This window comes from Actinacidiphila bryophytorum (genome assembly GCF_016916835.1).
Lineage (GTDB): Bacteria > Actinomycetota > Actinomycetes > Streptomycetales > Streptomycetaceae > Actinacidiphila > Actinacidiphila bryophytorum.
The window spans coordinates 74,260-99,659 of record NZ_JAFFIX010000009.1 but is presented as its reverse complement, the minus strand read 5'-3'; the positions used below and the strand labels follow the sequence as shown (position 1 = coordinate 99,659).

The following is a 25,400-nucleotide window of genomic DNA, read 5'->3' as shown; positions in this document are numbered from 1 at the left end:
GCGATACTGCTTGTGAATGAGTTCACGTTCACAAGCGCGACGCAAAAGGAGACGTATCGTGCAGCTCGCACTGGAGCCACTGAACGTCGCCAGGTGGCAGTTCGGCGTGACGACCGTCTACCACTTCCTCTTCGTCCCCCTGACGATCTCGCTGTCCGCGCTCACCGCGGGCATGCAGACCGCCTGGGTGCGTACCTCCAAGGACAAGTACCTCAGAGCTACCAAGTTCTGGGGCAAGCTCTTCCTGATCAACATCGCCATGGGCGTGGTCACGGGCATCGTCCAGGAGTTCCAGTTCGGGATGAACTGGTCGGACTACTCGCGCTTCGTGGGCGACGTCTTCGGCGCCCCGCTCGCCTTCGAGGCGCTCATCGCCTTCTTCTTCGAGTCGACCTTCGTCGGCCTGTGGATATTCGGCTGGGACAAGCTGCCCAAGAAGATCCACCTGGCCTGCATATGGATGGTCTCGATCGGGACGATCCTGTCGGCGTACTTCATCCTGGCCGCCAACTCCTGGATGCAGCACCCGGTCGGCTACCACTACAACCCGAAGACCAAGCGGGCCGAGCTGACCGACTTCCTCGCGGTGCTGACCCAGAACACCGCGCTCGCGCAGTTCTTCCACACCATGTCCGCGGCCTTCCTCACCGGCGCCGCCTTCATGATCGGCATCGCCGCCTACCACCTGGCGCGCAAGCAGCACATCGCGGTGATGCGCTCCTCGCTGCGGCTGGCCCTGGTCGTCGCGGTGGTGGCCGGCGCACTCACCGCGATCAGCGGCGACACCCTCGGCAAGGTGATGTTCAAGCAGCAGCCGATGAAGATGGCCGCTGCCGAGGCGCTGTGGGACGGCCAGCACAGCGCTCCCTTCTCGATATTCGCCGTCGGCGACGTCAACAAGGGCCACAACGAGGTCGCGATCGACGTCCCCAACCTGCTGTCCTTCCTGGCCACCGACAACTTCACCGCCTACGTCGGCGGCATCAACGACGTGAACAAGGCCGAGCAGCAGAAGTTCGGCCCCGGCGACTACCGGCCGAACATCCCGGTCGCCTACTGGGGCTTCCGCTGGATGATCGGCTTCGGCGTGGTCTCCATCGGGGTCGGCGCGGCAGGGCTGTGGCTCACCCGGCGCCGGCTGTGGGTGGCACCCGAGCACCGCACCGGCGAGGACGAGGTCCCGCGGCTGATGCTGACCAGAGGCATCGGCCTGGGTGAGGGGCTGTCCCGCTGGTACTGGCGGCTGGCGCTGCTGACCATGGTCTTCCCGCTGCTCGCCAACTCCTGGGGCTGGATCTTCACCGAGACCGGCCGCCAGCCGTGGGTCGTCTACGGGGTGCTGCGCACCAAGGACGCGGTCTCCCCCGGGGTGTCCACCGGCGAGGTGCTGACCTCGCTGATCGTCTTCACCAGCCTCTACGCCGTCCTCGCCGTCGTCGAGATCCGGCTGATGCTGAAGTACGCCAAGGCCGGACCGCCGGAACTGACCGACGCCGACCGGCAGCCCCCCACCCGAATCGGCGGCGGCAGCGGCGGTGCGGACACCGCCGACGACCGCCCGATGGCCTTCTCGTACTGAGCGGCAGGAGGAGAGATCATGCATCTGCACGACGTCTGGTTCGTCCTGATCGCCGTTCTGTGGACCGGGTACTTCTTCCTGGAGGGCTTCGACTTCGGGATCGGCATCCTGACCAGGCCGCTGGCCCGCGACCGCGCCGAGCGCCGGGTCCTGATCAACACCATCGGCCCGGTCTGGGACGGCAACGAGGTCTGGCTGCTCACCGCGGGCGGTGCGACCTTCGCCGCCTTCCCCGACTGGTACGCCACCCTCTTCTCCGGCTTCTACCTGCCGCTGCTGGTCATCCTGGTCTGCCTGATCGTGCGCGGGGTCGCCTTCGAATACCGCGCCAAGCGGGACGACGAGCGCTGGCAGCGCAACTGGGAGCACGCGATCTTCTGGACCTCGCTGCTGCCGGCCTTCCTGTGGGGCGTCGCCTTCGCCAACATCGTGCACGGCGTGAAGATCGACGCGCACAAGGAGTACGTCGGTGGCTTCTGGGACCTGCTCAACGGCTACGCCCTGCTCGGCGGTGCGGTGACGCTGGCGCTCTTCACCTTCCACGGCGCCGTCTTCGCCTCGCTCAAGACGGTCGGCCCGATCCGGGAGCGGGCGCGGGCCTTCGCCACCCGGCTGGGCGTGGTCGCCGCGGTGCTGGCGGTGGCCTTCCTGGCCTGGACGCAGGGAGACAGCGGCAACGCCCGCAGCCTGGTGGCGCTGCTCGTGGCCGCCGTCGCGCTCGCGCTGGCGATCGGGGCGAACATCGCGGGGCGGGAGGGCTGGTCCTTCGCCTTCTCCGGGGTGACCATCGCGGCGACCGTGGCGATGTTCTTCCTGAGCCTTTTCCCCGACGTCATGCCGTCGTCGCTGGACAGCGCGTGGAGCCTGACGGTCGGCAACGCCTCGGCGACGCCGTACACGCTGCGGATCATGACCTGGTGCGCGGCGATCGCGACACCGCTGGTGCTGCTGTACCAGGGGTGGACCTACTGGGTGTTCCGCAAGCGGATCGGGACGCAGCACATCGCTGCGGCGGATCCTGCCGCGGGTCCGTCGGCGGGGCCTTCAGCGGGTCCGTCGGCTGGGCGCCCTGTGGAAGGCGCGCACTGATGTTCCACGTGGAACATGTCGGTCCGCTCGGTTGTCCTCGGTGCCTTCGTCGCGAAGGGGGATGTTTCACGTGAAACCCGTCGATCCGCGGCTGCTGCGGTACGCACGCACCACCCGGGTGTTCCTGGCCGGCACGGTGGCGCTCGGTCTGGTGGGCGCCGGACTGATCGTGGCCCAGGCCACGCTGATCGCCGACCTGGTCGTCGGCGGCTTCCAGCACGGCGAGGGCACCGGCACCCTGGGCGGCGACCTGATGTGGCTGGCAGCCGTCTCCGTGGGCCGCGCCCTGGTGGCGTGGCTCACCGAGCTGTGCGCGCACCGGGCGGGGGCCGCGGTCACCTCGCAGCTGCGCAACCGGCTGCTGATACGGGCGACCGCACTCGGCCCCGGCTGGCTGACCGGCCGCCGCAGCGGTGAACTCACCACCCTGGCCACCCGCGGCATCGACGCGCTGGACGACTACTTCGCCCGCTACCTGCCGCAGTTGGGGCTCGCCGCGGTCGTGCCCGCGGTCGTGCTGGTCCGCATCCTCGTCGCCGACTGGATATCGGCCCTCACCATCGTGCTCACCCTGCCGCTGATACCGCTGTTCATGGTGCTGGTCGGCTGGGCGACCCGGGACCGGATGGACCGCCAGTGGCGGCTGCTCGGCCGGCTGTCCGGGCACTTCCTCGACGTGGTCGCCGGTCTTCCCACGCTCAAGGTCTTCGGCCGGGCCAAGGCGCAGGCCGACAACATACGGGCCATCACCGGGGACTACCGCAAGGCCACCCTCAAGACACTGCGGATCGCGTTCCTGTCGTCCTTCGTGCTGGAGCTGCTGGCCACCATCTCGGTCGCGCTGGTCGCCGTCGACATCGGCATGCGGCTGGTGCACGGCGAACTGTCGCTGCGTACCGGGCTGCTGGTGCTGGTCCTGGCGCCCGAGGCGTATCTGCCGCTGCGGCAGGTCGGGGCGCAGTACCACGCGGCGGCGGAAGGGCTGGCCGCGGCCGAGCAGGTCTTCGAGGTGCTGGAGACCGAGCCCGCCGCAGTGCCCGGCAGCACCACCGCGCCCGACCTGCGGACCGCCACCGTCCAGGTCCAGGACCTCGCGGTGCGCCGTGAAGGCGCCCTGGCGCCGACCTCCTTCACCCTGGCGCCCGGCGAGACGCTGGCGGTGACCGGCCCGAGCGGGGTCGGCAAGAGCACCCTGCTCAGCGCGCTGCTCGGCTTCGCGCCCGCCGCGCAGGGCCGCATCCTGGTCGACGGCGCCGACATCACCTCCCTCGACCCGGCGTCCTGGCACCGGCAGATCGCCTGGGTGCCGCAGCACCCGCACCTGTTCGCCGGCACGATCGCCGACAACGTCCGGCTGGCCAGGCCCAACGCCGACGACGCCGACCTGCAGGCCGCTCTGGCCGCGGCCGGGGCGCTGGGCTTCGCCGCCCCCGGTGACGTCATCGGCGAGGACGGCGCCGGACTGTCCGCCGGCCAGCGGCAGCGCATCGCCCTGGCCCGCGCCTTCCTCGCCGACCGCCCGCTGCTGCTGCTCGACGAGCCGACCGCCAACCTCGACGGCGACACCGAGGGCGCCCTCATCGCGACCCTGCGCGAGCTGACCCGGGGCCGCACCACCGTCCTGGTCGCCCACCGCCCCGCGCTGCTCCCCCTGGCGGACCGGGTGCTCGCGCTGGCGCCGGTGGAGGACGACGCCGAACTGACGCCCGTGCCGCCCGTGGTACGTGAACCCGCCGGTGCGCGGGACCCCGGCCAGGGCGCACCCGAGGGCGGTGCCACCGAGCCGGCCAGGCCCGGTGACACCGGCGGGGTGCGGGGGCTGCTCGCCATGGGGCGGGTGCCGGGCTTCCGTGGGCGGTTCGCCGCGGCCTGCGGGCTGGGCGCTCTGGCGCTGCTGTCCGCGGTCGGCCTGATGGGGACCTCGGGGTGGCTGATCAGCCGGGCCTCGCAGCAGCCGCCCGTGCTGTACCTGATGGTGGCGGTCACCGCGACCCGCGCCTTCGGCATCGGGCGGGCCGTCTTCCGCTACGGCGAGCGGCTGGTCGCGCACGACGCCGTCTTCCGTGCGCTGGCCGGTGTCCGGGTCGCCGTCTACCGCCGCCTCGAACGCCTGGCCCCCGCGGGCCTGCGCGAACGGCAGCGCGGCGACCTGCTCTCCCGGCTGGTCGCCGACGTGGACGCGGTCCAGGACCACTACCTGCGCTGGCTGCAGCCCGCGCTGACCGCGGGGCTCGTCGTGCTCACCTCCGCGGCCTTCGCGGGCTGGCTGCTGCCTTCCGCGGGCATCGCCCTCGGGGCCGGGCTGCTGGTCGCCGGGGTCGCCGTACCGCTGCTGGCCGCGCGCGTCGCACGCCGTACCGAAGCGCGGCTCGCCCCGGCCCGCGGTGAGCTGTCGGCCAGGGTGCTGGCCCTCTTCACCGGAACCGCGGAGCTGACGGTGGCCGGTGCGCTGGAGCGCAGGCGGGCCGAGGCCGCGGACGCCGACCGTGCCCTGACGGCGGTCGCCGCCAGGTCCGCCGCGGTCACCGCGCTGGGCACCGGGCTGACGACGCTGGTCAGCGGGCTGACGGTGACGGCGTGCGGCTACGCGGGAGTGCGGGCGGTGGCCTCGCACGACCTGCCGGGCGTTGCGCTCGCGGTGCTGCTGCTCGCGCCGCTGGCCGCCTTCGAGGCGGTCAACGGCCTGCCGCTCGCCGCCCAGCAGCGGCAGCGCAGCCGCCGGGCCGCCGAACGGGTGAACGACGTGCTCGACTCGCCGCTGCCGGTGCGCGAGCCCGCCCACCCCGCGGCGCCGCCCGCCTCGCCCTTCCCCCTGGTGGTGCGGGACCTGACCGCACGCCACCCGGGCCGCACCTCCCCCGCGCTCGACGGCGTTGGCCTCACCCTCACCCAGGGTCGCCGGGTCGCGGTGGTCGGCCCGTCGGGTGCGGGCAAGACGACGCTGGCGCACGTCCTGCTGCGCTTCCTTGACGCCGAGTCCGGTACGTACACGCTGGGCGGCCGGCCCGCGGACGAGTGCGACGGCGACGACGTACGCCGGCTGGTCGGCCTGTGCGCACAGGACGCGCATGTCTTCGACAGCAGCGTCCGGGAGAACCTGCGGCTCGCCCGCCCCGGCGCCACCGACGAGGAGCTGCGGGACGCCCTTGCCGCCGCCCGGCTCGACCTGGACCTCGACACGGCGGTCGGCGAGCACGGCGCCCGGCTCTCCGGCGGCATGCGGCAGCGGCTCGCACTGGCCCGCGCGCTGCTGGCCGGCTTCCCCGTCCTCGTCCTCGACGAGCCCGCAGAGCACCTGGACCTCGCCACCGCCGACGCCCTGACCGCCGACCTGCTGGCCGCCACCCGCGGCCGCGACCGTACGACGCTGCTGATCACGCACCGGCTGGCCGGGCTCGCGGGCGACGCGGTGGACGAGATCGTCGTACTCGACGCCGGCCGGGTCGTCCAGCGCGGCAACTACCGCGAACTGGCTGCGGCAGAGGGTCCCTTCCGCCGCACGCTGGAGCGCGAGCAGCTCGCCGACGCCCTCATGACGCCGCCCGCCGGCGCGGCGGTGCGCGTCGCGGCCTGAGCCCGGTGCGGCGGTCCCGGCGCGGACTGCCGCACCCGGTTGCGGCCCGTGCGGGGCGGCGGGACGCTGGAATCGGAGCGCGACCGGGTTTTTGTTGCGTGTGCAGGGCGCAGAGCGCCGGCCACGCGCCGCCGAGAGGATGAGACCCATGCGGATGCTGCTCACCGCACGACTGGACACGACGATGTCCAACCAGGCCGTGACGGACGGCACCATGTCCAAGATGGTGCAGGAAATGGTGGAGCAACTGCGCCCGGAATCCGCCTACTTCACCGCGGAAGAAGGCGACCGCTGCTGCTACATGGTTTTCGACATGAAGGAAAGTTCGCAGATTCCGCCGGCCTGCGAGCCCTTCTTCCACGCGGGCGCGAAACTGTCGCTGCGGCCGGTCATGACCGTGGACGACCTCCAGACCGGACTGGCCAGCCTGGGCGGCTGACCTGGTCTTTCGTCGACCCCTGACCGGTCCTACCATTGGCCTGCGGAGTCCGCCAGCCGGGAGCGCCCGACAGGTTGGACCGCCCGCATTGCGCCGGACGGGTGGCGTTGGTCTGAAAATCCCCGGACTCGGGGTGCGGTTCCGGATTTTCGGTGCTCGTTTCCTCATCATCGGATTAGTCACTTCGACCGATAAGGAAACGAGAGAGGTCATGGCTGCTACCACTCCCCGCATCACCGCGTTCTGGGGCGCGTTCCTGAACGTGCTCATCAGGTGCATCGCCGCGCTGGGATTCGCGACCCCGGCCAGTATGAAGGCCGCCGCGTCCCGGCCCGCGTCCCTGCCCGCCGCCGGCTCCGCCACCGTACCGGCGCAGGCGTACGCCCCCGCGGCGATCGGAGCCGCCGCGCCGGTGGAGGCGTATTCCGCGCCACCGCTGCTGGCCGGCCGGATCCTGCTGCCCGCACCGCGGTCGTCAGAACGCGGGCGCTCGCTGCCGCCGACGATGAAGCAGCGCATCAGGGCAGAAGCCCACGGCACCTCGCCCAGTTCGCGCAGCATCGCCGTACCCGTCGACGGCCTCGGCGAGGCCGTGGCCGCAGCTGCCGCCGCCGCGGGCGCCACCGACGAGGGCGCCGCCGCCGACCGCGTCGCCCGCCGCCGCGACCGCGCGCTGTGCGGCTGACCTCCGCAACTGCGCACCCGCAGGCCGGCGTACGCCACCGCGCCACATCGGCGCCTTTCCGTGGCGGCGACGACCCGCAGGAGACCTGACTCCCCAGACCTGATCACCGGCACAGCAGGACCCGCACGACCCCGCACCACCCGGCTCGGCTGAGCACGTATCCGCACTTGTGTGCGGGACAAGCGCGCCGGATACGGGAGTATGGGTGTGTGACCTCAGCCATCGGTGCCCCAGGCGGCCCCTTCCGTTCGCCCGACGCGCACCCGCAGCACCACGCACACGACGACTTCGCCGTCACCTCCCCCCGGCTGATCGCCACCGACCTGGACGGAACGTTGCTGCGCAACGACCGGTCCGTGTCACCGCGTACGATCGCCGCGCTGGCCGCCGCAGAGGCAGCCGGTATCGAGGTCTTCTTCGTCACCGGGCGCCCCGCCCGGTGGATGGGCGTCGTCGCCGAACACCTCGCAGGACACGGATTGGCGATCCTCGCCAACGGTGCCGCGGTCTACGACCTGCGGGCGCACCGGCTGATCGAGGCCTTTCCACTGCCCGAGGACGACGCCCTCGCGGTCGCACACGCGCTGCGTGCCGCGCTGCCCGGTGCCGCCTTCGCGGTCGAGCGCGCCGCGAGCTTCCGGCGCGAGCCCGCGTACGAGGCCATCGAGCCCGACGTCGGGCCGCTTGCGCCCGTCGAGGCGCTGCTCGCCGAGGACCGCGCGCAACCGCTGCTGAAACTGCTGGCCAAGCACCCCTCGATGGACCCCGACGAATTCCTGGCGACCGCGCTCGCCGTCGCGGGCGGACACGGCGAGATCACCCGGTCGAGCGAGACCGCGCTGCTGGAGGTCAGCGGCCGGGGCGTCAGCAAGGCCAGCACGCTGGCGCGCTGCTGCGCGGAGCGCGGGGTGATGGCGGACGAGGTCGTCGCGTTCGGCGACATGCCCAACGACCTGGCGATGCTCGGCTGGGCCGGTACGTCCTACGCCGTCGCCAACGCGCACCCCGCCGTCCTGGCGGCCACCACCCGCAGGACGGCGGCGAACGAGGACGACGGGGTGGCGCGGGTGATCGAGCGGATCGTCGCGGCCCGCCGCAACTGAGCTGACCGGTGCTGGTCGGTCCCGGGTCAGCCTGGTCTGTGCAGGTCAGCTCGTGTCGGTGCGGGTCAGCTCTGGTCGGTGCTGGCGACGATGGCGAAGACCGCGCCCTGCGGGTCCTGGACCACGGCCATCCTGCCGATCTTGTCCATGTCGAACGGCGGCACCAGCACGGAACCGTTCCGCCGTACGAGGGCGTCGACGACGCTGTCGGCGTCGTCCACGGCGAAGTTGACCAGCCAGTGCGGCGGGGTGCCCTCGGGCAGGTTATCCATGCCCATGACGCCACCGACGGTGCGGCCCTTGACCTGGAAGCCGGTGAACTCCGGCATCTCCGGCATCGGTCCCGCCGTCACACCGAGCACGGCGGAGTAGAAGGCGCCGGCGCCGGCGACGTCCGGGCTGTGCAGCTGGTTCCAGACCAGCGCCCCGTGCTCGTTGACGATCTCGGCGCCCTTGAAGTCCCGCGGCTGCCACACGCCGAAGACCGCACCGTAGGGGTCGGCGGCGACGAACATCCGCCCCAGCGTCATGACGTCGGAGGTCGGCATGATCACCGTGCCGCCGTTGGCCTTGACCGCAGCCTCGGTCGCGTCCGCGTCCTGCACCGAGAAGTACGTGGTCCAGGCGGTCGGCGGGGCCGGCTGGTCGCCCATCGCCATGGCTTTCATCAGACCGGCGACCGGCTTGCCCTTCTGCGTACAGACGGAGTACCCGCCGTACTCGTCAGGTCCGACCTCGCCCTGCCAGCCGAACAGGTCCTTGTAGAAGTCCAGCCCGGCTTGCTGGTCGGGGACCATGAGGTCGATCCAGCACGGTGTGCCGGGCTCGTAGGGGCCGGTGACTTCGGACATCTGGCGCCTCCATGAGTGGTCCGGGGTGCCGCGGGGGCCGTCCCGGGTGCGGAATGTGCCGCCACCCCGGCCGGACGGCCGGGTGGCCTCGCCCCCGAAAGACCACCCTCCCCGCCGCCCGGCACTCCCGCTACCCGAGGAGGCCGCCCGCCCGCCGGGCGAACTACGCGAAGGCGGCGCGGTGGCCGGCCGCCCAGGCCGCGAAGCTCCCGGCAGGCCGCCCCAGCACCCGCTCGACGTCCGGAGTCACCGACTGCTCCGCGGGCAGCGGCTCACCCAGGATGCCCAGGGTCGCGTCGGCGACCGGCTCCGGCATGAAGCCCAGCATCTGCTCCCTGGCCTCGGCTCTGCTCTGCTCCACGAAGTCCACCGGCTCGCCGATCGCGGCACCGATCGCGCCGGCGCGCTCGCGCGGGGACATCGCGGCCGGCCCCGTCAGCTCGTACGTACGCCCCGCGTGGCCCTGCTCGCGCAGGACGGCGGCCGCGACCTGGGCGACGTCGGCCGGGTCGACCACCGGCAGCGCGACATCCCCGAAGGGTGCGAAGACCGTGCGCCGGGTGCGTACGGCCTCGGCCCAGGCGAAGGCGTTGGAAGCGAAACCGCCGGGGCGCAGCACCGTCCACTCCAGGCCCGAGCCCCGTACCGCGGCCTCGAAGGCGGCGGCGTGCGCGTAGGCCTGCGGGCGGGTGCCCGCGCCCTGCGAGGAGAGCAGCACCACCCGGCGTATCCCCGCGGTTTTCGCCGCGTCCAGTACGGCGTGCGGGTCGTCGCCCGCGACCAGCAGGAAGAGGGTGTCGGCTCCTTCGAAGGCGGGCCTCAGGGTGTCGGGCGAGGCGAGGTCGGCCTGCCGGTGGATGACGTGGGGGCGCCTCAACTCCGGGTTCTGCTCCTGGCCCTGCGCCGGGCTTTGCCCCTGCCCCTGCGCTGGTTCCTGCCCTTGTCCCGGTCCCGCCGGTTCGACCGGCCGGCGGGACACCGCGACCACCTGCGGGGCTGCTGCCCCGCCGCTCTCCGCCACAGTCGGCGCGGCGAGGGCCGCCACGACCTGCCGCCCGACGTTTCCGGTTGCTCCGGTCACCACGATCATGATCACTCCCGAGTCCGCTGTCAGCTGTCCGCTTTCCGCTGACTCGATGAAGCTAACATCGTGGGGATAGTAGGTACCTAGAGGATAGTATTGGCTTGGTCGGCGGCGCTCAGCCGGCGAGCTGCGCCAGGCCCTCCGTCGCGATGCGCTCGAAGACCGCCGGGTCGGCGGCGAAGTCCGAGTCCGGGATCGGGTGGTGGAGCACGATCTCGGTGATGCCCAGCTCGGCGTGCCGCCCGGCGAAGTCCACGAAGGCGTCGACGGAGTCCAGCGGGGTGTTCCTGTCGGGCGTGAAACCGGTGAGCATGATCCGCTCCAGCTCGCCCGGGTCCCGCCCGGCCGCCGCGCACGCCTCGCCCAGCCGCTCGATCTGCCCGCGGATCGCCGCCCGCGACTGCTCGGGCGTCCCCGTCTCGAACAGCGCCGGGTCCCCGGTGGTCACCCAGGCCTGCCCGTAACGCGCCGCCAGCGCCAGCCCGCGCGGCCCGGTCGCCGCCACCGCGAAGGGCAACCGCGGCTGCTGCACGCACCCGGGGATGTTGCGCGCCTCCTCGGCCGCGTAGTACGTGCCCCGCTCGGTGACCGCGCCCTGCGTCAGCAGCTTGTCGAGCAGCGCGACGAACTCCCCGAACCGCCCGGCCCGCTCCCGCGGCGTCCACGCCTCCTGCCCGAGCACCGTCGCATCGAAGCCGGTGCCGCCGGAACCGATCCCCAGCACCACCCGCCCGCCGGAGACGTCGTCCAGCGACATCAGGTCCTTGGCGAGCGTGACCGGATGCCGGAAGTTCGGCGAGGTCAAACCTCGTTCATACAATCGGTCCATGCGACGACGCGAGGCGCAGGAGACGACAATAACCCCAGGTGAGCCAGCGGCCCTGTACTGCCGGATATCCCAGGCGGACGACGACGACCAGACCGGCGTCGACCGCCAGGAGCGCATCTGCCGGGAGATCGCTGAGCGCCGGGGGCTGGTCATCGACCCCAGCCACGTCTTCGTGGACAACAGCCGCTCGGCGTGGCGCCGCAACCGCAAGCGGCCGGGCTGGGACCAGCTTCTCGAGGGCGCACAGCGACGGGAGTTCCGGCACATCATCGCCTATCACCCGGACCGCCTGATGCGGCAGCCGCGCGACCTCGAAGAACTGCTCCAGGTTTCGGACGACCACCAGATCCTGCTGCACGGAGAGGCGAACCGTCGGAACCTCTCCGACCCCGACGACCGCTTCATCCTGCGCATCGAGGTCGCCCACGCCTGCCGTTCCTCGGACGACACCTCCCGCCGCTTGAAGTCGGCGCTGAAGGAGCGGGCCGAGACCGGCTTCCCGCACTCCGGCAAGCGCCGCTTCGGATACGAGCCCGACGGCATGACCATCCGCGACGACGAGGCCGAGATCGTCCGCGAGGTCTTCGACCGCTACCTCAAGGGCCAGAGCCCGAGCGCCATCGCGCTCCTCCTCCACAAGCGCGGCATCAAGACGGTGTACGGCAAGGAGTGGTCTCAGGGCACCGTCCGCGCCCTCCTCGACTCGCGGCACGTGGCTGGCATACGCATGCATCAGGGAGAAGAGCTCGGTCCAGGCAAATGGCCCGCGATCATCGAGCCCGGCATCTGGCAGGAGACCCGAACCCGCCGCGAGTACCGGTCCGCCATCCACCAGACCAACCTGGAGCTGCGCCGCTTCTACCTGCTCCGCGGCCTGGTGATGTGCGCCCGCTGCGGCACCCTCATGTCCGGCACGAAGGTGGGCGCCGTGCCGTCGTACCTGTGCACCCGCAAGAGCCGGAACGGCGACAAGAAGTGCGTCCGACGGATCGCCGCTGTGAAGCTGGAAGGCTTTGTCACGGATGCCGCCATCGACCTCCTACGCAGGCTCACCGTCACCGGGCAGCTCGCCTCCACATCCTTGCCTGACGCCGCCTCTCGATCAGTGGAAGCCGACCAGCAGCAGCTCGACGAGCTGAACCAGATGTGGACGGCGAAGGAGATCACCACCGCCGAATACCGCGGTATGCGGAAGGAGATCACCGACCGCATTGCCAAGGCCCAGCGACGCCTGGTCGTCCGACCGATGAAGCTGCTGGAAGGACTCACTGGTCCCGGTGCCAGGAAGGCATGGGAGGCCGACGACATGACGGACGAGCGCCGCAACGCGGTGATGCGCTTCCTCTTCGCCGGGATCGTGATCGACGCGTCGACCAAGCCCAGTGGCGTCTTCGACTGAGACCGGATCAGCATCGAGCAGAACAAGCTGTAGGGCGGCAGTCGGCTTCTATCACGGTTTTCCGGCCTGACCCAGCCCACCGTCGCGTGGCACTGTCGGCTCCGGTGCAAGAGCCCGGTCCTGGGGTTCGTGCGCTGAGCAGAGCCCTGTCCGGTGGTGAGCGAGGGAGCGTGAAATCGATGCGGGAGACGGTGGAGCCATGGAGAGCGCGGAGCGCGGGCGCGGTGTCCCGGCCCGCTCTATAGCCCGGAAAGTGCCGTCAGGCAAAACGCGTTTCCTGCGGATCGTTGTTGTCACCCGCCGCACGGAGGGCGCCAGACCTCCGGCCGACGGCTGCCCGGCGCAGTGGTGTTGGAGCACCACCCGCTGGGGTGCATGACGACCGCCCGCTCGCTCTACCCCGCGGCACATGGCCTGCCAGCCTCGTGCCGTTCCGAGGACGCACCTATGCCCGAACCCCAGCAGCGGCCTGCCGCGCTACTGCCGCCTGCCCCCGACCGCCGCCCGCCTGCGGACGAGGATCGGGAGGCCGCGCTGCAACGCGTCTGCGCCGGCTTCGTCACGACGATCAGTCCGCGCAGCGCCGCCCGGCTCGCGGACCTGCTCTCCAGTACGACGTACGTCCAGGCCGCCTGACCGCGCCTGGGCACGGGAGCGGCCCTTGGCGTTGGAGCGCCAAGGGCCGTGAGAACTCCCGGACGACCGCCCAAACGATCTATCGGGCGCCGCTGGCCTGCCAGCCGGTGCGGCGCCCGAGTGAGGAAGCACTGTGTTTCAGCCTACGTCCCGACCGACACGTGGCGCGCCCGCACGGCGGACGCTTCGTCCGTCGGCGTTGTCCGGGCGCGTGAGGACGTCTGCGTCGGCCGACGAGCAACGCCTGATGTGCGATCAATTGCCGTCGCGAACAGGTCGATTGGTTCTGCTTTGCGTGGTACGTTCGGTCGCAGACCAAGTCAATAAGGTGACCCCGGCAGCGCGCCAACGCTCCGGGGTCCGGCACAAGGAGATAGCGCTCCTCATGCAGATTCATCGTAGCCGCCATACGCGCGGCTTTACGGTCCTGCCCAACACGTTGCTCCAGGACCGGCGGCTTTCGTACACCGCTCGCGGCGTGCTCGTCGACCTCCTCTCCCGCCCGGACGGCTGGTCGGAGGACGGCCGCAGGATGGCGGCTACCAGTCCGCAGGGCCGTCACACGGTCGCCAAGGCGCTCCGGGAGCTGACCGCCTTCGGTTACTACCGCGTCGAGCGGGTCCGCCGCGCGGACGGCACCTTCATCAGCGAGGTCCACGTCTTCGATACGCCGCAGGCCGCTCCGGACGCCACCCGTCCGGGACCCGGTGCGGCGGAGTCCGAAGACCGTGGCGCCAACCCCGTAAAGGACCGCAGGAAAGAACCCACCCTCCCCGACCGGCGGCCGAGCGCCGCCACGGGGGAGGAGGGGCGGGAGAAGCCCCCATCGACGCAGCCCGCTCCGACCGGCCCGATGGGCGAGGCGGTGGAGACGCTCTTCCAGGTCATCCGCACCGAGCCGTGCCTGCGCCTCGGCACGGCGGAGGCCCTGGCGCTCGCGCCGCTGGTCAGCGCGTGGCTGGAGCGCGGGTACAGCGAGCGCGACCTCACCACGGCCCTGCTCGACGGCCTGCCCGAGCCCGTGCACAGCGCCACGGCGCTCCTCCGCGACCGCCTCACCCGCAAGCTCCCGCCCGCGCGGGAAGCAGCCGCTCCTCCCGCGAGGCCGCGCCCGCACGAGTGCGGGCAGTGCGCTCGCCCGATCCCGCACGAGGGGATCTGCCGCGCCTGCGCGGGCCTGGCGAACGAGCCCGACGACACCGCCGCGCGCGCAAGCATCGCCGCCCGAGGCCGCGCCAAGGTCCGCGCCGCCCTCAACGCGGGTTCCGCCCCGGCCGTTTCCAGAGCCTGACCTCGCTCACCTCGGCCGACACGGCAGCCTCGGGCCCAGGCAAGGGTTGCCCGCGCCCGTAGCCGTCCTGGCCTGACACGTGCCCGGACGCGCCCTCGTACGCCCTCCCCTGGCGCCCCCGCCTTCCTCCGGCATGCCCGGAACACCACCACCTGCACGTCCTGACTGGAGCCTCCATGTCCGCCACCGCTCAACCCCGCCCTGCCCGCCGCACCCCGGCGGAGCCCGAGAGCCACCGACGCACGTCGTGGTGGGATCCCTTCGCGCTGATCCTGCTCGGCTTGGCCGGCGGCGCGCTGTCGTACGACGCGCTGCGGCAGATGGCTGTCGCCGTCCACATCCGCCCGCACCTCGCGTACCTGTTCCCGCTGGTCGTCGACGGCTTCATCGCGTACGGCGTCCGCGCGCTGCTCGTCCTGCGCGACGCGCCGTGGGCCGCCCGCGCGTACGCCTGGGCGCTCTTCGGAACGGCCTCCACCGCGAGCCTGTGGGCCAACGCCGTGCACGCCATCCGCCTCAACCAGCCCGGCATCCACACGCTAACCCTCGGCGACAACACCGTCGCCGTGCTCTCCGCGATCGCACCGCTGGCGTTGGCCGGAGCGACCCACATGTACATCATCGTCGGCCGCCACAGCGGAGGACACGGCTCGGCCGCCGGAACTCCTGTCATAGCCACCGGGGCTCCGGCCGAAATTCCGGCGACGAAGCCCCGAGCCGAGGCCCGTGTCGCGGCCGGAACCGGACCGGCGGCTCCGGAAGGCGCGCCCGTTCCGGCGGCTGGTGAACGACGCCGCCGGAAAGCGAACGGCACGTCCGGCCGGAATCCGAAGGCCGGGAAGGGCGGACGCAAGGCCGAGGCGTCGATCGACCAGCTCGCCGACATCATCCGCCGCGCCCACTCCGATTCCGGCCAGGTCACCCGCGCGATGGCCCGCGAGGCCATCGAGGCGCACGGGGTCTCCGCAGGCAACGACCGCATAGCCGAAGCGCTCAAGTCCCTCCAGGACGCGGAGGCAGCCAGGCCCCACCCCAGCACCGACTGAACAAGCCGTGTGGGGTGGCCCGCCCGGCCACCCCACACGTTCGACGCAGCCTCCCGAGACGGGCCGCCGCAGTCGTCAGCCCCAGCTGACCCGTCCCTCCGCCCTCGCAGCAGCCCATAGACGCCGGAGAATCGCATGTTCCGCCACCACACTGCCGACGATTACCCCGGCGACGGGAAGAGGACACGCAGGGCGCCGACCAGCAACGGAGACGCAGACCCCCAGCCTTGCGGGGGAGCAAGCTTGGGCATCCGTGCCACCGTTGGCGGCCCGGACGCGGATGCCTCCGCCCCAGGGGTGGCGGAGGCGGGCCCGGCGGGGGCGCCGGACCTGGAAGCCGCGGCCGAGGGCGGCAGCGACCTGGAGAAGCCCTCGCGCGTGCAGCAGACCGCCGCGTACGGCCAAGGCCCCGCAGAGCCGGACGAACGCGCTGGCCGCAAGGACCTCGCCGCCTTCATCCACGACGGCATCGCCGCCATGGACCGGCCACGGCTCGCGGCCGATCACCCCGACAGTCGGCCGATGAAGCCGAAGCGCCTGCGCCCGCGCGGAGCCGAACCCCGCGACCAGCACCGCACGATGCGCTTCGCACCGTCCGAAATCGCCTTGATCGAACAGGCGGTCGCCGAACGCGGCCCGTCGTTCTCCGGCTTCGTGGCCGACGCCGCCGTGGCCGTCGCTACCAACCGCATTACGGCCGTCCTCCCTCATGAGCGTGCCCTGCGCGCCCTCGGCGAAGAACTCGGCAGGGGCCTTTACGCCCTCGGGAAGGTGGGCAACAACCTCAACCAGCTCGTCCGGCAACTCCACATAAGTGTCCCCGTGGAGCCGTCACGGGTCGAGTCCACGCTCTCCCGCTTGGACGACGTCCTGGCGGACATCCACGACGTGACGCTGCGCCTCAACGAGGCGGCCTGATGGTGCCCGACATCCAACGGAAACTCGGCTTGGACACCCGCGGCCTGCTCGGCTACCTCTACGGCCCCGGCAGGCACGACGAGCACTTCGACCCGCATGTAGTGGGCGCGTGGCTCGACCGCGGAGTGCCAGATCCCGGCCGCGACGAACGCGTGACGCTGACCAGGCTGGCGGACCTGCTCGACGTACCGGTGAACCGGCTGCGCGCGGAAGGCCGCCCCCGCAAGGGCGGCCACGTATGGCACTGCCCGGTACGGACCGCGCCCGAGGACCGCGAGCTGTCGGACGCGGAGTGGGGCGAGGTCGCGCGGCGGGTCGTGCACGCCACGGGCATTGCCCCCGACGGCGACGAGACGGCGTGCCGGTGGATCGCCGTACGGCACGCCGCCGACCACATCCACATCGTGGCGACGTACGTACGTGAGGACGGCCGGGCCCCGCGGGACCACAGCGCCGCCCGGCGCGCGCAGGACGAGTGCCGCAAGCTGGAGCGCGAACTGGGCCTGCGGCGGCTCAAGTCCGGCGACCGGACAGCCCCCCGCCGGCCTTCGAGTGCGGAGCAGCACAAGGCGGAGAGGCAGGGCTGGGAGCAGTCCTCACGCGAATGGCTCCGGCAGCAGATCCGCTCCGCCCTCGCGCACGCCACCGCGGCCGACGAGTTCCTGGACCTGCTGCAGACCGGCCTCGGCGTCAACGTCCAGATCCGCCGGTTCGCCGCGTCGGGCGACATCGCGGGTTACAAAGTCAACCGGCCCGGCGACGTGAACAAGGACGGCAAGCCCGTGTGGTTCGCCGCCTCGGACCTGGGCAAGGACCTCTCCTGGCCCCAGGTGAGCGAGCGCCTGGCCGCGAACCCGCCCCGGGAGGACCACCCGACCGCACGCCGCACCCGCCCCGAGCACCCGCTGTTCGCCTACGCGGAGGCCATCGACACCCACCTGGTTGCCGCACTCACCGACGACGGGGGAGACGACGGTGCTGCACAGGCACACATCGTCGCCTTCCACGAGAGCATCACCGTCCTCACCCAGCAAGTCCCTCCCGAGCTCCGCCAGCAGCTCCGGCAGGCCGAGCAAGCTCTCGCGCGAGCCACCGTCTCCCAGGCCAAGGCAGAGCACCAGGCCACCCGGCAGTTCCGCGGTGCGACCCGCGAGCTGATCTACCTGGCCACCAGCGGAACCGCACCCGGCGAGGGCGTCATCGCCGTCGCCTTGGCCGCAACGGTCTTCGCCGTGCAGCTCATCGAACGGTGGCACGCCCGCCACCAACACCAGCAGCAGGCAGAAGCCGCCCGTCAGACCGTCGCCCAGCTCCAGCAAGCAGCCGACCAAGCCGCACTTCGCCCCCTCGCCGCCATGGCACAGCACGCACCGGCATCCGGAGCAGAAGTGGGCTTCGCCCGCGACCTGGCCACCGCGGTGCCCGATCACGCCAGGCGGATCGTCGCGGACCCGCGGTGGCCCGCGCTGGCCGGCGCTCTGACGGAGGCCGCCCAGCGCGGGCACGACCCGCACCAGCTCCTACGCCAAGCGGCCCGGCAGCGCGAACTCGACAGCGCCCGCAGCCCCGCCACTGTCCTTGCGCTACGCGTGCAGCGTCTGGGCTACCAGCCCGTCCCCAACCGCCGCGCGGATGCCGCCCGCATGCGCAGCGTCGGCCACCAGACCGCCGCCAGCCCCGCGCTGCTCACGCCACCGCCCAGCACAACCACCCCACAGACCAGGGGCGGCCCCCGCCGTCTCTGATTCGAGAGTCCCCCGTTCACCACCCAGCAAAGGAAAAGATCAGCATGAACAACTCCGTTGAGACCGCTGCCGCGCACGAAGCGAGCTCCGCGACCAAGGCACGCTCGCCGTTCTGGCTCACCGACCCCGAGACGCGCGCCCGCATACACGCCGCAGTGGGGGAGCTCGTCGCCGTGACCTACTGGGCAGTCCAGGACGAGGTGACCCTCCTTGAGGCCCTCGACTCCCTCGCCGACTCGACCTGCGACGGCCTCAAGCTGGACCGCGTCTTCGCCCCACTGATCCAGGCACGAGCAGCCGCCTTCGCGGCCCAGTGGCAGGCGGAGTACGGCGAGACCGTCGACCCGCTCGGCGAGGACTTCCTCCGGTACGTCGCCGCTTTCGAGGGGTATCCGTCGGCAGTCCAGGCCAACCTGCTCGACGCCTACGACGACCGCTGTGATGCGACCGGGCTGGCGGAGATCGAGGTCTAACCGGAAGGAGGGAGACCTACGGAAGGGGCGCGGCTGATCGTCGCGCCCCTTTCATACGAGCTGCGGCCCTGCGCAGGTCCTCGGGGGTGTCCACCGCCACGCCGTGGTCGTCGACGAGCACCGCTCGGACCGCGTAGCCATGCTCGATGAAGCGCATCATCTCCACACCCTCAGCCTGCTCCAACGGACCCTGTTTGAGCGTCCGGAAGGCGCGCAGGGCGGCTGGCGTGAAGCCGTAAAGGCCGAGCTGGCGGAGGTACGTCGGGTAGGCGCCGCGCGGGTACGGGATCGGCTGGCGGGAGGGCATCAGGGCGTTGCCAGATGCGGCGGTGACTGCCTTGACGACGTTGTGGTCGAGGACGGCTGCCGGATTACGCAGCTCGGTGCAGGCGTTGACGGCGACCACGTCCGAGGGGGATTCGGTCAGGGCCGAGGACACCGCGTCGATGGCGGCGGGGCTGATGAAGGGCTCGTCGCCCTGGACGTTGATGAAGGCGTCCGCGTCGAGGTGCCGGGCGCACTCTGCCACCCGGTCTGTCCCAGTTGGGTGTTCGCCGGTCATCACGCTGCGGATGCCGAGGTCGTCACAGGCCGCGCGAATGCGATCGTCGTCCGTTGCCACGACGACCTCGGCGAGGGTGCTGGCTTCGAGGCAGCGTTGGTACACGTGCCAGAACAGAGGCTTCTCGCCCAGGAGCGCGAGAGGCTTCCCGGGGAATCTGGAAGCGCCCCAGCGGCAGGGGATCACGGCGATGTGGCGCGGTCGCGAAGGAGCTCGTTGTTCCTTGGCCATGGGGCGCGGCTCCTACTGCTGGGCTGACGGGGCGGATGGCATAAGGGCGTTCAACTTCGCTGCCACACCGAGCTGGGGCATCTGCTGTCGGCTGATCCAGCGATACCCGGTGACCTCCGCGTCTTGGACTCGGACCTCGTGCTTCGCCGAGGCGACGAACGCGAACCGGAAGTCGAAGTGCTGGTGGGCCGGTTCGCCCTTGGCGGCGTTTGCGGGGATCGGGTGCACGTCGATGTCGAGAGGGACCCCGGCGAGGTGCGGCAGCGGCTCGACGGCCGTTGCCGGCAGACCGGCCTCTTCGTGGAGTTCGCGGAGAGCGGCGCCGACCAGATTCGTGTCGGACTCCTCGATGTGGCCGCCGGGGAGCAGATAGCGGTTCAGCACTCGATGGTGGACGTGAAGTACCCGCCCGTCGCGGTCAAGGACCACTGCTCCGCAGGTGACGTGGCCGGTGAGCGTCCTGTGGCTGGTCGGATCAGCCTCAGCGGCCAGGGCGTTCCGGAGTGGCTGAAGGCGGGCGTGCTCGTCGGGGTGGCGGGCGAGGTACGTGGCGACGGCGGCTTCAATAGGGCCGCGGGCGATGGACATGGGTCACCTCGAGAAGCGGTCGAGCCAGATGCTGGCGATGGTGTGGCGGGCTTCGGCGGAGACTTCGTGGAGCCCGGGAGGCTGCTCGGCGGCGATCAAGGAGACCGCGGCCAGGATTTCCGCCTGGACGAGGTGGATGTAGCTGCCGACTTCGGCACCGTGGAGGAAGTTCACGGCGTTGCCGTCGTTGAGCACGTCGAAGTGGTGGTCCGCCGTGGCGAACCGGGTGGTGCCGTGGGGCAGGGGCGTTCGGCGGTACGCACCTTCGAGGGAGGCAAGCTCCAGCTCGTCGTCGGACGAGGTCACCGATGCGACGTAGGCACCGTTGTGGAGCGCCCCGAAGACGGCCCGGCGTAACGCGAGATTGCCGGTCGCGCACATCACGAGGTCGGCGCCTCGGAGGGCATCGCTGCAGCGGGCCGAGACGCGGAACCCGTGGGCGTGAGCCTGCACCTGCTTCACGGGGTCGTTGTCGTAGACGGTGACTCGGACGTCGCGGTGGTGGAGTGCACGGGCGATGGATCGGCCGATCTTGCCGTAGCCGATGACGCAGGCGTCCCGGTTGGTCAGGACGGAGCCGTGGGCGCGCAGCAGCGCCTCGGTGGAGAAGACGACGGAGTGGCCGACGAGGTGGTCCTCGCACTCCTTGAGCGGGGACCGGGCCACGGAGTAGACCGGGCACGGCAGCGTCGCCAGCGACTGGTACCGCCGGTGTCCGTTCTCGGTGTCCTCCACGACACCGAGGATGCGGCCGGAGAACTTCCCGGCGAGGACGTCGAGGCTGGGCGCGAAGTAGCCGCCGATGTCCAGGAGCACCAGGTCCTCGCCGGGGACGGTGCCCTCCAGATAGTCGAGGGCTTGGCCCGGGTCGGCGAACTGGTCCCGGTCGAGCTGGTCGACCCGGTACTGCCGCCGTACTTCGTCGACGACCTCCGGCACCTGCGACTTGGGCTTGGGCAGGACGGCCGCCACGCGGGCCAGCTGCGTCAGAGCGTCCAGGAATGCGGGACGCTCAGGCAGCAGGTGCGTGATCACCAGCGAGGCCGCGGGCACACGGGACGGGAAGCGCTCGACGACGCGGCGGAAATAGCCGTCCAGACGGGCCCTGTCGGTTGTGGTCATGGGGGTGCTTCAGCCCTTCGCTCAGGCAGCCTGCCGCGCCGCGTGGTCGGTGAGGTGCCGCAGCTGCGCGCGGATGCCGGCGGCGAGGTCGACGGTGGGCTCCCAGCCGAGGTGGGTACGGGCGCGCGAGCAGTCCGCCTTGGTCACCGGCACGTCTCCGCTGCGGCTGGTGAGGTACTCGACGGCCAACTGGCGGCCGGTCAGCTGCTCCACGAGCTGCATCACCTCGGCGAGAGAGGCGCTGCCACCGCCGCCGACGTTCACCACTCCGGTGTCCTCCGGGGCGGAGGCAGCGGCCAGGGTGGCGGTCACGGTGTCGTCGATGTACGTGAAGTCGCGCCGTTGGTGTCCGTCGCCGTAGATGCGGAGCGAGGTGCCCGCGATGGCGGCGAGCAGTGCCCGGTGGGTGAACATGTCCGCGCGCTGCCGGGGGCCGTAGACGGTGAAGTAGCGGAGGGCGACCACGCTGGTGCGGCAGTCGGACCGGGCGGCGTGTGCCAGGCAGAGCTGTTCCTCGGCAAGCTTCGTCACCGCGTAGGGCGAGGCGGGGTGCGGGTGGTCGGTCTCTCGGCTCGGTCGGCCGTCCGTCGGCCCGTAGACGCTGGAGGACGAGGCCACCACGACGCGGGGGACGCCGAGCCTCGCGGCGGCGTCCATAACGCGCTGGGTGGCGAGGATGTTGCACTGCACGTAGGAGCTGAACCGCGGCCCCCACGAGGGCCGGACACCGGGCACGCCGGCGAGGTGGAAGACCACTTCGGCGTCGAGCAGCACCGGCTCGACGGCGCACGTCAGCAGGTCCGCCGTCACCGGCACGTAGCCGGGCTGCCCGATTAGCGGCGCGAGGTTGGCGGCGGCCGACCGGTCGGTGGCGGCGTCGCGGCGGTCGAGGCCGATGACGGTGGTGCCGTCCTGGAGCAGCGCCTGGGCGAGATGGGAGCCGATGAAGCCGGCCGATCCGGTGATCACGGCACGGCGGATATGCGGTCGTGATGGGGGGAGAGCTGAGGTGGACACGGTGTCCTCCGGTAGCGGGGTGGTCAGGGAAGGCGGGCCAGAAGGGCGCGCCCGTGGGCGGACAGCTCGGCGTCGCCGGTCTCGTGGCCGCGCACCAGCGCGGTGACGGCCTCGATCGCGCCGAAGAGATGCAGGAGCTGCTGCTCGGCATCGGAAAGAAGCCGGCCGTAGCCGGAGAAGAAGGCGTCGCGTAGGTGCGGCTGACCCACCCAGTGCCGGTGTTCGAGGCGTCCGACGTCGCGGACGCGGGCGTCCGGACGGCAGTGCTCGAAGTCGACGACGAAGAGCGCGTCGCGGTGGAGCCGCCAGTTGCGGGGCTGATAGTCGAGGTGGCAGACACTGCCTTCTAACGTTGTGGAGGACAGCCGGAGCGCGTAAGCGTGCAGCAGACGCCGTTCGTCGCGGGAGACGATCCCGGCGTCGTCGGCACGCCGGGTCCACTGGTGCATTCGGTCGGCCAGACCGCAACCGGAGAGTTCGGCCTGCTCTTCGGGTGTGGCGTCGTGGAGCCTCCGCAGCGCGACTCCAGCGCGGTGGTGGCTCAAGGAGCGCTCGGAGGACGTGAGAGCTGGGCTGTCGCAGTCGTCGCCTGGGACGTACGAGAGCAGCAGCGTCCGGTTGGACGGATCGTGAGCGACAAGCTCCGCCGTCAGATCACGTAACGACGTGAGGTACGTGGCGTAGGCGCGGACCTCCTGGGCGAAGCGCTCAGCGCTGCGGTGCTGCTTGACGACGTAGCGCCGGCCGGACGAGTCGGCGACGAGTAGCAGTCGACGGGGAAGGCCCGGCTCGCTGATTATCCGGACCTCGCCGACCGTCTCCGCCACGAGACGAAGCCGAGGGTCCTCGATCCCGCTCATCCCCGACCCCGCTGTTCCCGCACGGGGTCCAGATGAGCTCTGTCGTTGTGGCGGTCGAGGAGCCAGCGGTGCTGGCCGAGGCGGTTGACGTGGTGTTGCCACCGGGTGATCGAGCCGTGGTCGACGGTGAATCCGGTCTGGAGACCCGGCCGCAGCTCCAGCAGGAGGGTGTGCAACGCCAGGATCGTCTCGCCGTGCGCGGCGAAGAGCAGCCGCTGCCCCTCATGTTGTTCGATGAGGTCCCGAAGGAAGGCGCCGGCGCGCTCCAGGTAGCCGTTCCACGTGTCCGAGCCCGTGGCCCACGGCCTGTCGGGATGGGCGTGCGGACCGCCGTCGGCCGACGTCTTCACGTCGTACCAGGGCCTGCCGTCGGCGTCGCCGTGTGCGGGGCCGTCCAGACCGGCGGTGACCTTGGCCCGCAGCCCGAGGGCGGGCCCCAGGATGTCGGCGGTCTCCCGGAGCCGCAGGCGTGGTCCGGTGTAGAGCGCGGTGAAGGGCTTCGTCGCGTGCTCGGGCGCGAGGTGTTCTGCTGTGGCGAGGACTTGGACGCGGCCCAGGTCGGTCAGGCCCGTGCACGTACGAGGGCCGCCCACGATGCCCGCGGCGTTGCAGCGGGCCTGGCCGTGCCGGACGAGGACGATTTCCGTGGTGATCATGCGATGTCCGTGGTGGCGTCGCCGCGGCCGGTGTAGGCGCTCGGACCCGGAGCGCGGTACCGGTACCCGTTCCTGCCGAGGTAGGGAGCGGTGAGGATGTCGTGCAGGCTCATGAATGCGGTGAGCTGCCCCATGTCCGTGTGGCCCAGCGGTTCGTGGTGGTGGGCGGCGGCCTGGTTGTACCGGTCGAGCGCGTCACGGACGGCGTTGGCAGGAAGCGGCCCGTAGGTCATGGTCAGCGTCACGATCAGCTTGGCCAGGTCGTAGCCGAAGGGGGCGAGGGTGAGGTCGTCGACGTCGATCGTGACGACGGCGTCCGCGGTGATGAGGACGTTCCGCGGGTTGGTGTCCTTGTAGAAGGCGGCCGGGCCGCTGTCCGTCTGCGCCAGGAGCGCCAGCGAGGCGTCCAGATCGGCGGTCGTCGGAAGGAACCCGGCGGCGTGCCGCGCGGCAAGGGCCTTCCGCCGCGACGAGGGGTAGTCCGGCACCTCCAACCCCTCGTTCGGCACGTGCACGGCGCCGAGTTGAGCGCGGTGCAGGTCGGCCACCCAGGAGGCACCGTGCACGTCCCCGAGGTGGGTGGCGAGGCGCGGCAGGTCCGACGGCTGGGCGTGGCGGCCCTGGACGAATTCGAAAGTGACGCTGGTGGGTCTGATCGCCTGGAGCGCCGGCAGGCGGACCGGGGCGGCGTGCTGCAGCAGCCACATGTAGTTGCGTACCGCGGTCTGGCAGCGCTCGGCCGTGAGGTAGTGCTTGACGTAATGGGCGGTGGTCATCGGCGGACTCCAGGTGGACGGGCGACGACGTAGGTGATGGTGGAGCTCGCCGTGACCGGTGCTTCGGGAAGACGCGCTCGGAGGGCTTCAGCGATCGACGTGGGGTCCCCGCGCAGGCCCGGCGCAAGGTGGTACTTCGGGTTGGTCGCCACGTAGGCGGCCACGTGTGCCAGGTCGGTGAACCGGAAGCCGTGATCCTCGTGTTCCACGTGCAGCACCTCGAGGCCGCTGGCCACGATCGCGGCGACGTTTCCGCTGTGGGCCGCCGCGTACAGGCTTTCGCGGTACGGGGCTTCCGGATCGAGCCCGGAGGAGGCCAGCAGCGCGTCGAGCTCGCTGTAGCTGTCAGCGCTCTTCGTTACCAGCACTGCCACGCCTTGGGGATGCAGCACGCGGGCGAACTCGGCAATCACCTGTCCGGGCCGGGGCGAGTGGTACAGGCAGAAGGCCGCGACGACCAGGTCGTACGTGCCGGTCGCCAGCGGAAGGCGGTGGAAGTCAGCTTGGACGTATCCGGTCTCGGTCCCAGGCGGCGCACCAACGCGCACACGCGCTGCGGAGAGCATGGCACCGGAGGCGTCGATCGCCGTGAGCCGCCGTGGCGTGAGCTGTTCGGCCAGCACGCGGCTGCTCGTCCCCCGGCCGCAGCCGATGTCGGCCACCGTGCGGAGCGGAAGGTCCGGGTGCGCGTGTTCCAGGGCCAGACGCGCGATGGTGACCGGCACCGGGCGACCGGAGACCTTCGCCTGTCCCAGCGCCGACGTACGTGAGGCCAGGCGGCTCGCGTCCCCGTACAGCGGTGCCAGCGACGAAGCCAGGAAGGGATTGGGCTTCACCGGCACCGCCC

The 25,400-nt window shown here is 71.4% G+C and carries 24 protein-coding genes; 13 read left to right on the top strand and 11 right to left on the bottom strand.

Annotated elements, in window-relative coordinates; translation table 11 throughout:
• The first annotated feature begins 58 nt into the window (after positions 1–58).
• From JT723_RS15635 to JT723_RS15610, 6 genes are all read left to right on the top strand, one after another.
• Positions 59–1,579: a cytochrome ubiquinol oxidase subunit I gene (locus tag JT723_RS15635; protein ID WP_205045232.1), complete on the top strand. Its 1,521-nt coding sequence runs from the start codon at positions 59–61 to the stop codon at positions 1,577–1,579.
• 18 nt (positions 1,580–1,597) lie between these two features.
• Complete coding sequence (gene cydB, locus JT723_RS15630; protein ID WP_205045231.1) at positions 1,598–2,668, top strand: cytochrome d ubiquinol oxidase subunit II; 1,071 nt, start codon at positions 1,598–1,600, stop codon at positions 2,666–2,668.
• Between the two features lie 70 nt (positions 2,669–2,738).
• The gene (cydD, locus tag JT723_RS15625; RefSeq protein ID WP_205045230.1) at positions 2,739–6,242 is read left to right on the top strand and encodes a thiol reductant ABC exporter subunit CydD; all 3,504 of its coding nucleotides are present in this window, start codon (positions 2,739–2,741) and stop codon (positions 6,240–6,242) included.
• 148 nt (positions 6,243–6,390) lie between these two features.
• Positions 6,391–6,681: a hypothetical protein gene (locus tag JT723_RS15620; protein WP_205045229.1), complete on the top strand. Its 291-nt coding sequence runs from the start codon at positions 6,391–6,393 to the stop codon at positions 6,679–6,681.
• A gap of 211 nt (positions 6,682–6,892) precedes the next feature.
• Positions 6,893–7,366 carry a DUF6344 domain-containing protein gene (locus JT723_RS15615; RefSeq protein WP_240165672.1) on the top strand — a complete coding sequence of 158 codons (474 nt, stop codon included), beginning with the start codon at positions 6,893–6,895 and terminating at the stop codon, positions 7,364–7,366.
• A gap of 209 nt (positions 7,367–7,575) precedes the next feature.
• Positions 7,576–8,469: an HAD-IIB family hydrolase gene (locus JT723_RS15610; protein WP_372441316.1), complete on the top strand. Its 894-nt coding sequence runs from the start codon at positions 7,576–7,578 to the stop codon at positions 8,467–8,469.
• Between the two features lie 65 nt (positions 8,470–8,534).
• Here JT723_RS15610 and JT723_RS15605 read toward each other — a convergent pair whose 3' ends face one another.
• The 3 genes from JT723_RS15605 to JT723_RS15595 form a co-directional block, all read right to left on the bottom strand.
• The gene (locus JT723_RS15605; RefSeq protein WP_205045228.1) at positions 8,535–9,320 is read right to left on the bottom strand and encodes a VOC family protein; all 786 of its coding nucleotides are present in this window, start codon (positions 9,318–9,320) and stop codon (positions 8,535–8,537) included.
• A 163-nt stretch (positions 9,321–9,483) separates the two neighbouring features.
• Entirely contained in the window at positions 9,484–10,410 is a 927-nt protein-coding gene (locus JT723_RS15600) for an NAD(P)H-binding protein (protein WP_205045227.1), read from the bottom strand.
• Positions 10,411–10,519: 109 nt separating this feature from the next.
• Positions 10,520–11,350: an LLM class flavin-dependent oxidoreductase gene (locus JT723_RS15595; RefSeq protein WP_372441315.1), complete on the bottom strand. Its 831-nt coding sequence runs from the start codon at positions 11,348–11,350 to the stop codon at positions 10,520–10,522.
• On the opposite strand from JT723_RS15595, the gene JT723_RS15590 reads away from it, so the two are divergent.
• The 7 genes from JT723_RS15590 to JT723_RS15560 all read left to right on the top strand — a co-directional run bounded on the left by JT723_RS15590 (position 11,232) and on the right by JT723_RS15560 (position 18,741).
• Positions 11,232–12,632 carry a recombinase family protein gene (locus JT723_RS15590; protein WP_205045226.1) on the top strand — a complete coding sequence of 467 codons (1,401 nt, stop codon included), beginning with the start codon at positions 11,232–11,234 and terminating at the stop codon, positions 12,630–12,632. The genes JT723_RS15595 and JT723_RS15590 overlap by 119 nt on opposite strands.
• Before the next feature lie 447 nt (positions 12,633–13,079).
• Positions 13,080–13,268, top strand: coding sequence for a hypothetical protein (locus tag JT723_RS15585; RefSeq protein WP_205045225.1), 189 nt, complete (start codon positions 13,080–13,082; stop codon positions 13,266–13,268).
• 385 nt (positions 13,269–13,653) lie between these two features.
• Positions 13,654–14,559 (top strand): helix-turn-helix domain-containing protein, encoded by a 906-nt coding sequence (locus JT723_RS15580; protein ID WP_205045224.1) that lies wholly within the window; start codon positions 13,654–13,656, stop codon positions 14,557–14,559.
• A gap of 176 nt (positions 14,560–14,735) precedes the next feature.
• Positions 14,736–15,605 carry a DUF2637 domain-containing protein gene (locus tag JT723_RS15575; protein ID WP_205045223.1) on the top strand — a complete coding sequence of 290 codons (870 nt, stop codon included), beginning with the start codon at positions 14,736–14,738 and terminating at the stop codon, positions 15,603–15,605.
• 243 nt (positions 15,606–15,848) lie between these two features.
• On the top strand, positions 15,849–16,523 hold the full coding sequence (locus JT723_RS15570; protein WP_205045222.1) for a hypothetical protein: 675 nt from the start codon (positions 15,849–15,851) through the stop codon (positions 16,521–16,523).
• Positions 16,523–18,268, top strand: coding sequence for a relaxase/mobilization nuclease domain-containing protein (locus JT723_RS15565; protein WP_205045221.1), 1,746 nt, complete (start codon positions 16,523–16,525; stop codon positions 18,266–18,268). Before JT723_RS15570 ends, JT723_RS15565 begins: the two co-directional genes overlap by 1 nt.
• Before the next feature lie 44 nt (positions 18,269–18,312).
• The gene (locus JT723_RS15560; RefSeq protein ID WP_205045220.1) at positions 18,313–18,741 is read left to right on the top strand and encodes a hypothetical protein; all 429 of its coding nucleotides are present in this window, start codon (positions 18,313–18,315) and stop codon (positions 18,739–18,741) included.
• A 16-nt stretch (positions 18,742–18,757) separates the two neighbouring features.
• On the opposite strand, the gene JT723_RS15555 is transcribed toward JT723_RS15560, so the two are convergent.
• From JT723_RS15555 to JT723_RS15520, 8 genes are all read right to left on the bottom strand, one after another.
• Complete coding sequence (locus tag JT723_RS15555; protein WP_205045219.1) at positions 18,758–19,534, bottom strand: 3-deoxy-manno-octulosonate cytidylyltransferase; 777 nt, start codon at positions 19,532–19,534, stop codon at positions 18,758–18,760.
• 12 nt (positions 19,535–19,546) lie between these two features.
• Positions 19,547–20,122, bottom strand: coding sequence for an NUDIX hydrolase (locus JT723_RS15550; RefSeq protein WP_205045218.1), 576 nt, complete (start codon positions 20,120–20,122; stop codon positions 19,547–19,549).
• A gap of 3 nt (positions 20,123–20,125) precedes the next feature.
• The gene (locus JT723_RS15545; protein WP_205045217.1) at positions 20,126–21,244 is read right to left on the bottom strand and encodes an adenosylhomocysteinase; all 1,119 of its coding nucleotides are present in this window, start codon (positions 21,242–21,244) and stop codon (positions 20,126–20,128) included.
• A 21-nt stretch (positions 21,245–21,265) separates the two neighbouring features.
• Positions 21,266–22,213, bottom strand: coding sequence for an NAD-dependent epimerase/dehydratase family protein (locus tag JT723_RS15540; RefSeq protein ID WP_205045216.1), 948 nt, complete (start codon positions 22,211–22,213; stop codon positions 21,266–21,268).
• A gap of 71 nt (positions 22,214–22,284) precedes the next feature.
• Complete coding sequence (locus JT723_RS15535) at positions 22,285–23,121, bottom strand: phosphotransferase (RefSeq protein WP_205045215.1); 837 nt, start codon at positions 23,119–23,121, stop codon at positions 22,285–22,287.
• The gene (locus tag JT723_RS15530; RefSeq protein ID WP_205045214.1) at positions 23,118–23,777 is read right to left on the bottom strand and encodes a histidine phosphatase family protein; all 660 of its coding nucleotides are present in this window, start codon (positions 23,775–23,777) and stop codon (positions 23,118–23,120) included. Before JT723_RS15530 ends, JT723_RS15535 begins: the two co-directional genes overlap by 4 nt.
• On the bottom strand, positions 23,774–24,553 hold the full coding sequence (locus JT723_RS15525; RefSeq protein ID WP_205045213.1) for a phosphotransferase: 780 nt from the start codon (positions 24,551–24,553) through the stop codon (positions 23,774–23,776). Before JT723_RS15525 ends, JT723_RS15530 begins: the two co-directional genes overlap by 4 nt.
• Positions 24,550–25,389 (bottom strand): class I SAM-dependent methyltransferase, encoded by an 840-nt coding sequence (locus tag JT723_RS15520; RefSeq protein ID WP_205045212.1) that lies wholly within the window; start codon positions 25,387–25,389, stop codon positions 24,550–24,552. The genes JT723_RS15525 and JT723_RS15520 overlap by 4 nt, the downstream gene beginning before the upstream one ends.
• Between the last annotated feature and the right edge of the window lie 11 nt (positions 25,390–25,400).

Excerpts from the sequence above, each read along its gene's own strand:
- cydB (WP_205045231.1), top strand. The coding sequence starts at position 1,598 with ATGCATCTGCACGACGTCTGGTTCGTCCTGATCGCCGTTCTGTGGACC.
- JT723_RS15620 (WP_205045229.1), top strand. The coding sequence starts at position 6,391 with ATGCGGATGCTGCTCACCGCACGACTGGACACGACGATGTCCAACCAG.
- JT723_RS15615 (WP_240165672.1), top strand. The coding sequence starts at position 6,893 with ATGGCTGCTACCACTCCCCGCATCACCGCGTTCTGGGGCGCGTTCCTG.
- JT723_RS15605 (WP_205045228.1), bottom strand. The coding sequence starts at position 9,320 with ATGTCCGAAGTCACCGGCCCCTACGAGCCCGGCACACCGTGCTGGATC.
- JT723_RS15600 (WP_205045227.1), bottom strand. The coding sequence starts at position 10,410 with ATGATCGTGGTGACCGGAGCAACCGGAAACGTCGGGCGGCAGGTCGTG.
- JT723_RS15590 (WP_205045226.1), top strand. The coding sequence starts at position 11,232 with ATGCGACGACGCGAGGCGCAGGAGACGACAATAACCCCAGGTGAGCCA.
- JT723_RS15595 (WP_372441315.1), bottom strand. The coding sequence starts at position 11,350 with ATGCGCTCCTGGCGGTCGACGCCGGTCTGGTCGTCGTCGTCCGCCTGG.
- JT723_RS15585 (WP_205045225.1), top strand. The coding sequence starts at position 13,080 with ATGCCCGAACCCCAGCAGCGGCCTGCCGCGCTACTGCCGCCTGCCCCC.
- JT723_RS15580 (WP_205045224.1), top strand. The coding sequence starts at position 13,654 with ATGCAGATTCATCGTAGCCGCCATACGCGCGGCTTTACGGTCCTGCCC.
- JT723_RS15575 (WP_205045223.1), top strand. The coding sequence starts at position 14,736 with ATGTCCGCCACCGCTCAACCCCGCCCTGCCCGCCGCACCCCGGCGGAG.
- JT723_RS15565 (WP_205045221.1), top strand. The coding sequence starts at position 16,523 with ATGGTGCCCGACATCCAACGGAAACTCGGCTTGGACACCCGCGGCCTG.
- JT723_RS15560 (WP_205045220.1), top strand. The coding sequence starts at position 18,313 with ATGAACAACTCCGTTGAGACCGCTGCCGCGCACGAAGCGAGCTCCGCG.
- JT723_RS15555 (WP_205045219.1), bottom strand. The coding sequence starts at position 19,534 with ATGGCCAAGGAACAACGAGCTCCTTCGCGACCGCGCCACATCGCCGTG.
- JT723_RS15550 (WP_205045218.1), bottom strand. The coding sequence starts at position 20,122 with ATGTCCATCGCCCGCGGCCCTATTGAAGCCGCCGTCGCCACGTACCTC.
- JT723_RS15545 (WP_205045217.1), bottom strand. The coding sequence starts at position 21,244 with ATGACCACAACCGACAGGGCCCGTCTGGACGGCTATTTCCGCCGCGTC.
- JT723_RS15535 (WP_205045215.1), bottom strand. The coding sequence starts at position 23,121 with ATGAGCGGGATCGAGGACCCTCGGCTTCGTCTCGTGGCGGAGACGGTC.
- JT723_RS15530 (WP_205045214.1), bottom strand. The coding sequence starts at position 23,777 with ATGATCACCACGGAAATCGTCCTCGTCCGGCACGGCCAGGCCCGCTGC.
- JT723_RS15525 (WP_205045213.1), bottom strand. The coding sequence starts at position 24,553 with ATGACCACCGCCCATTACGTCAAGCACTACCTCACGGCCGAGCGCTGC.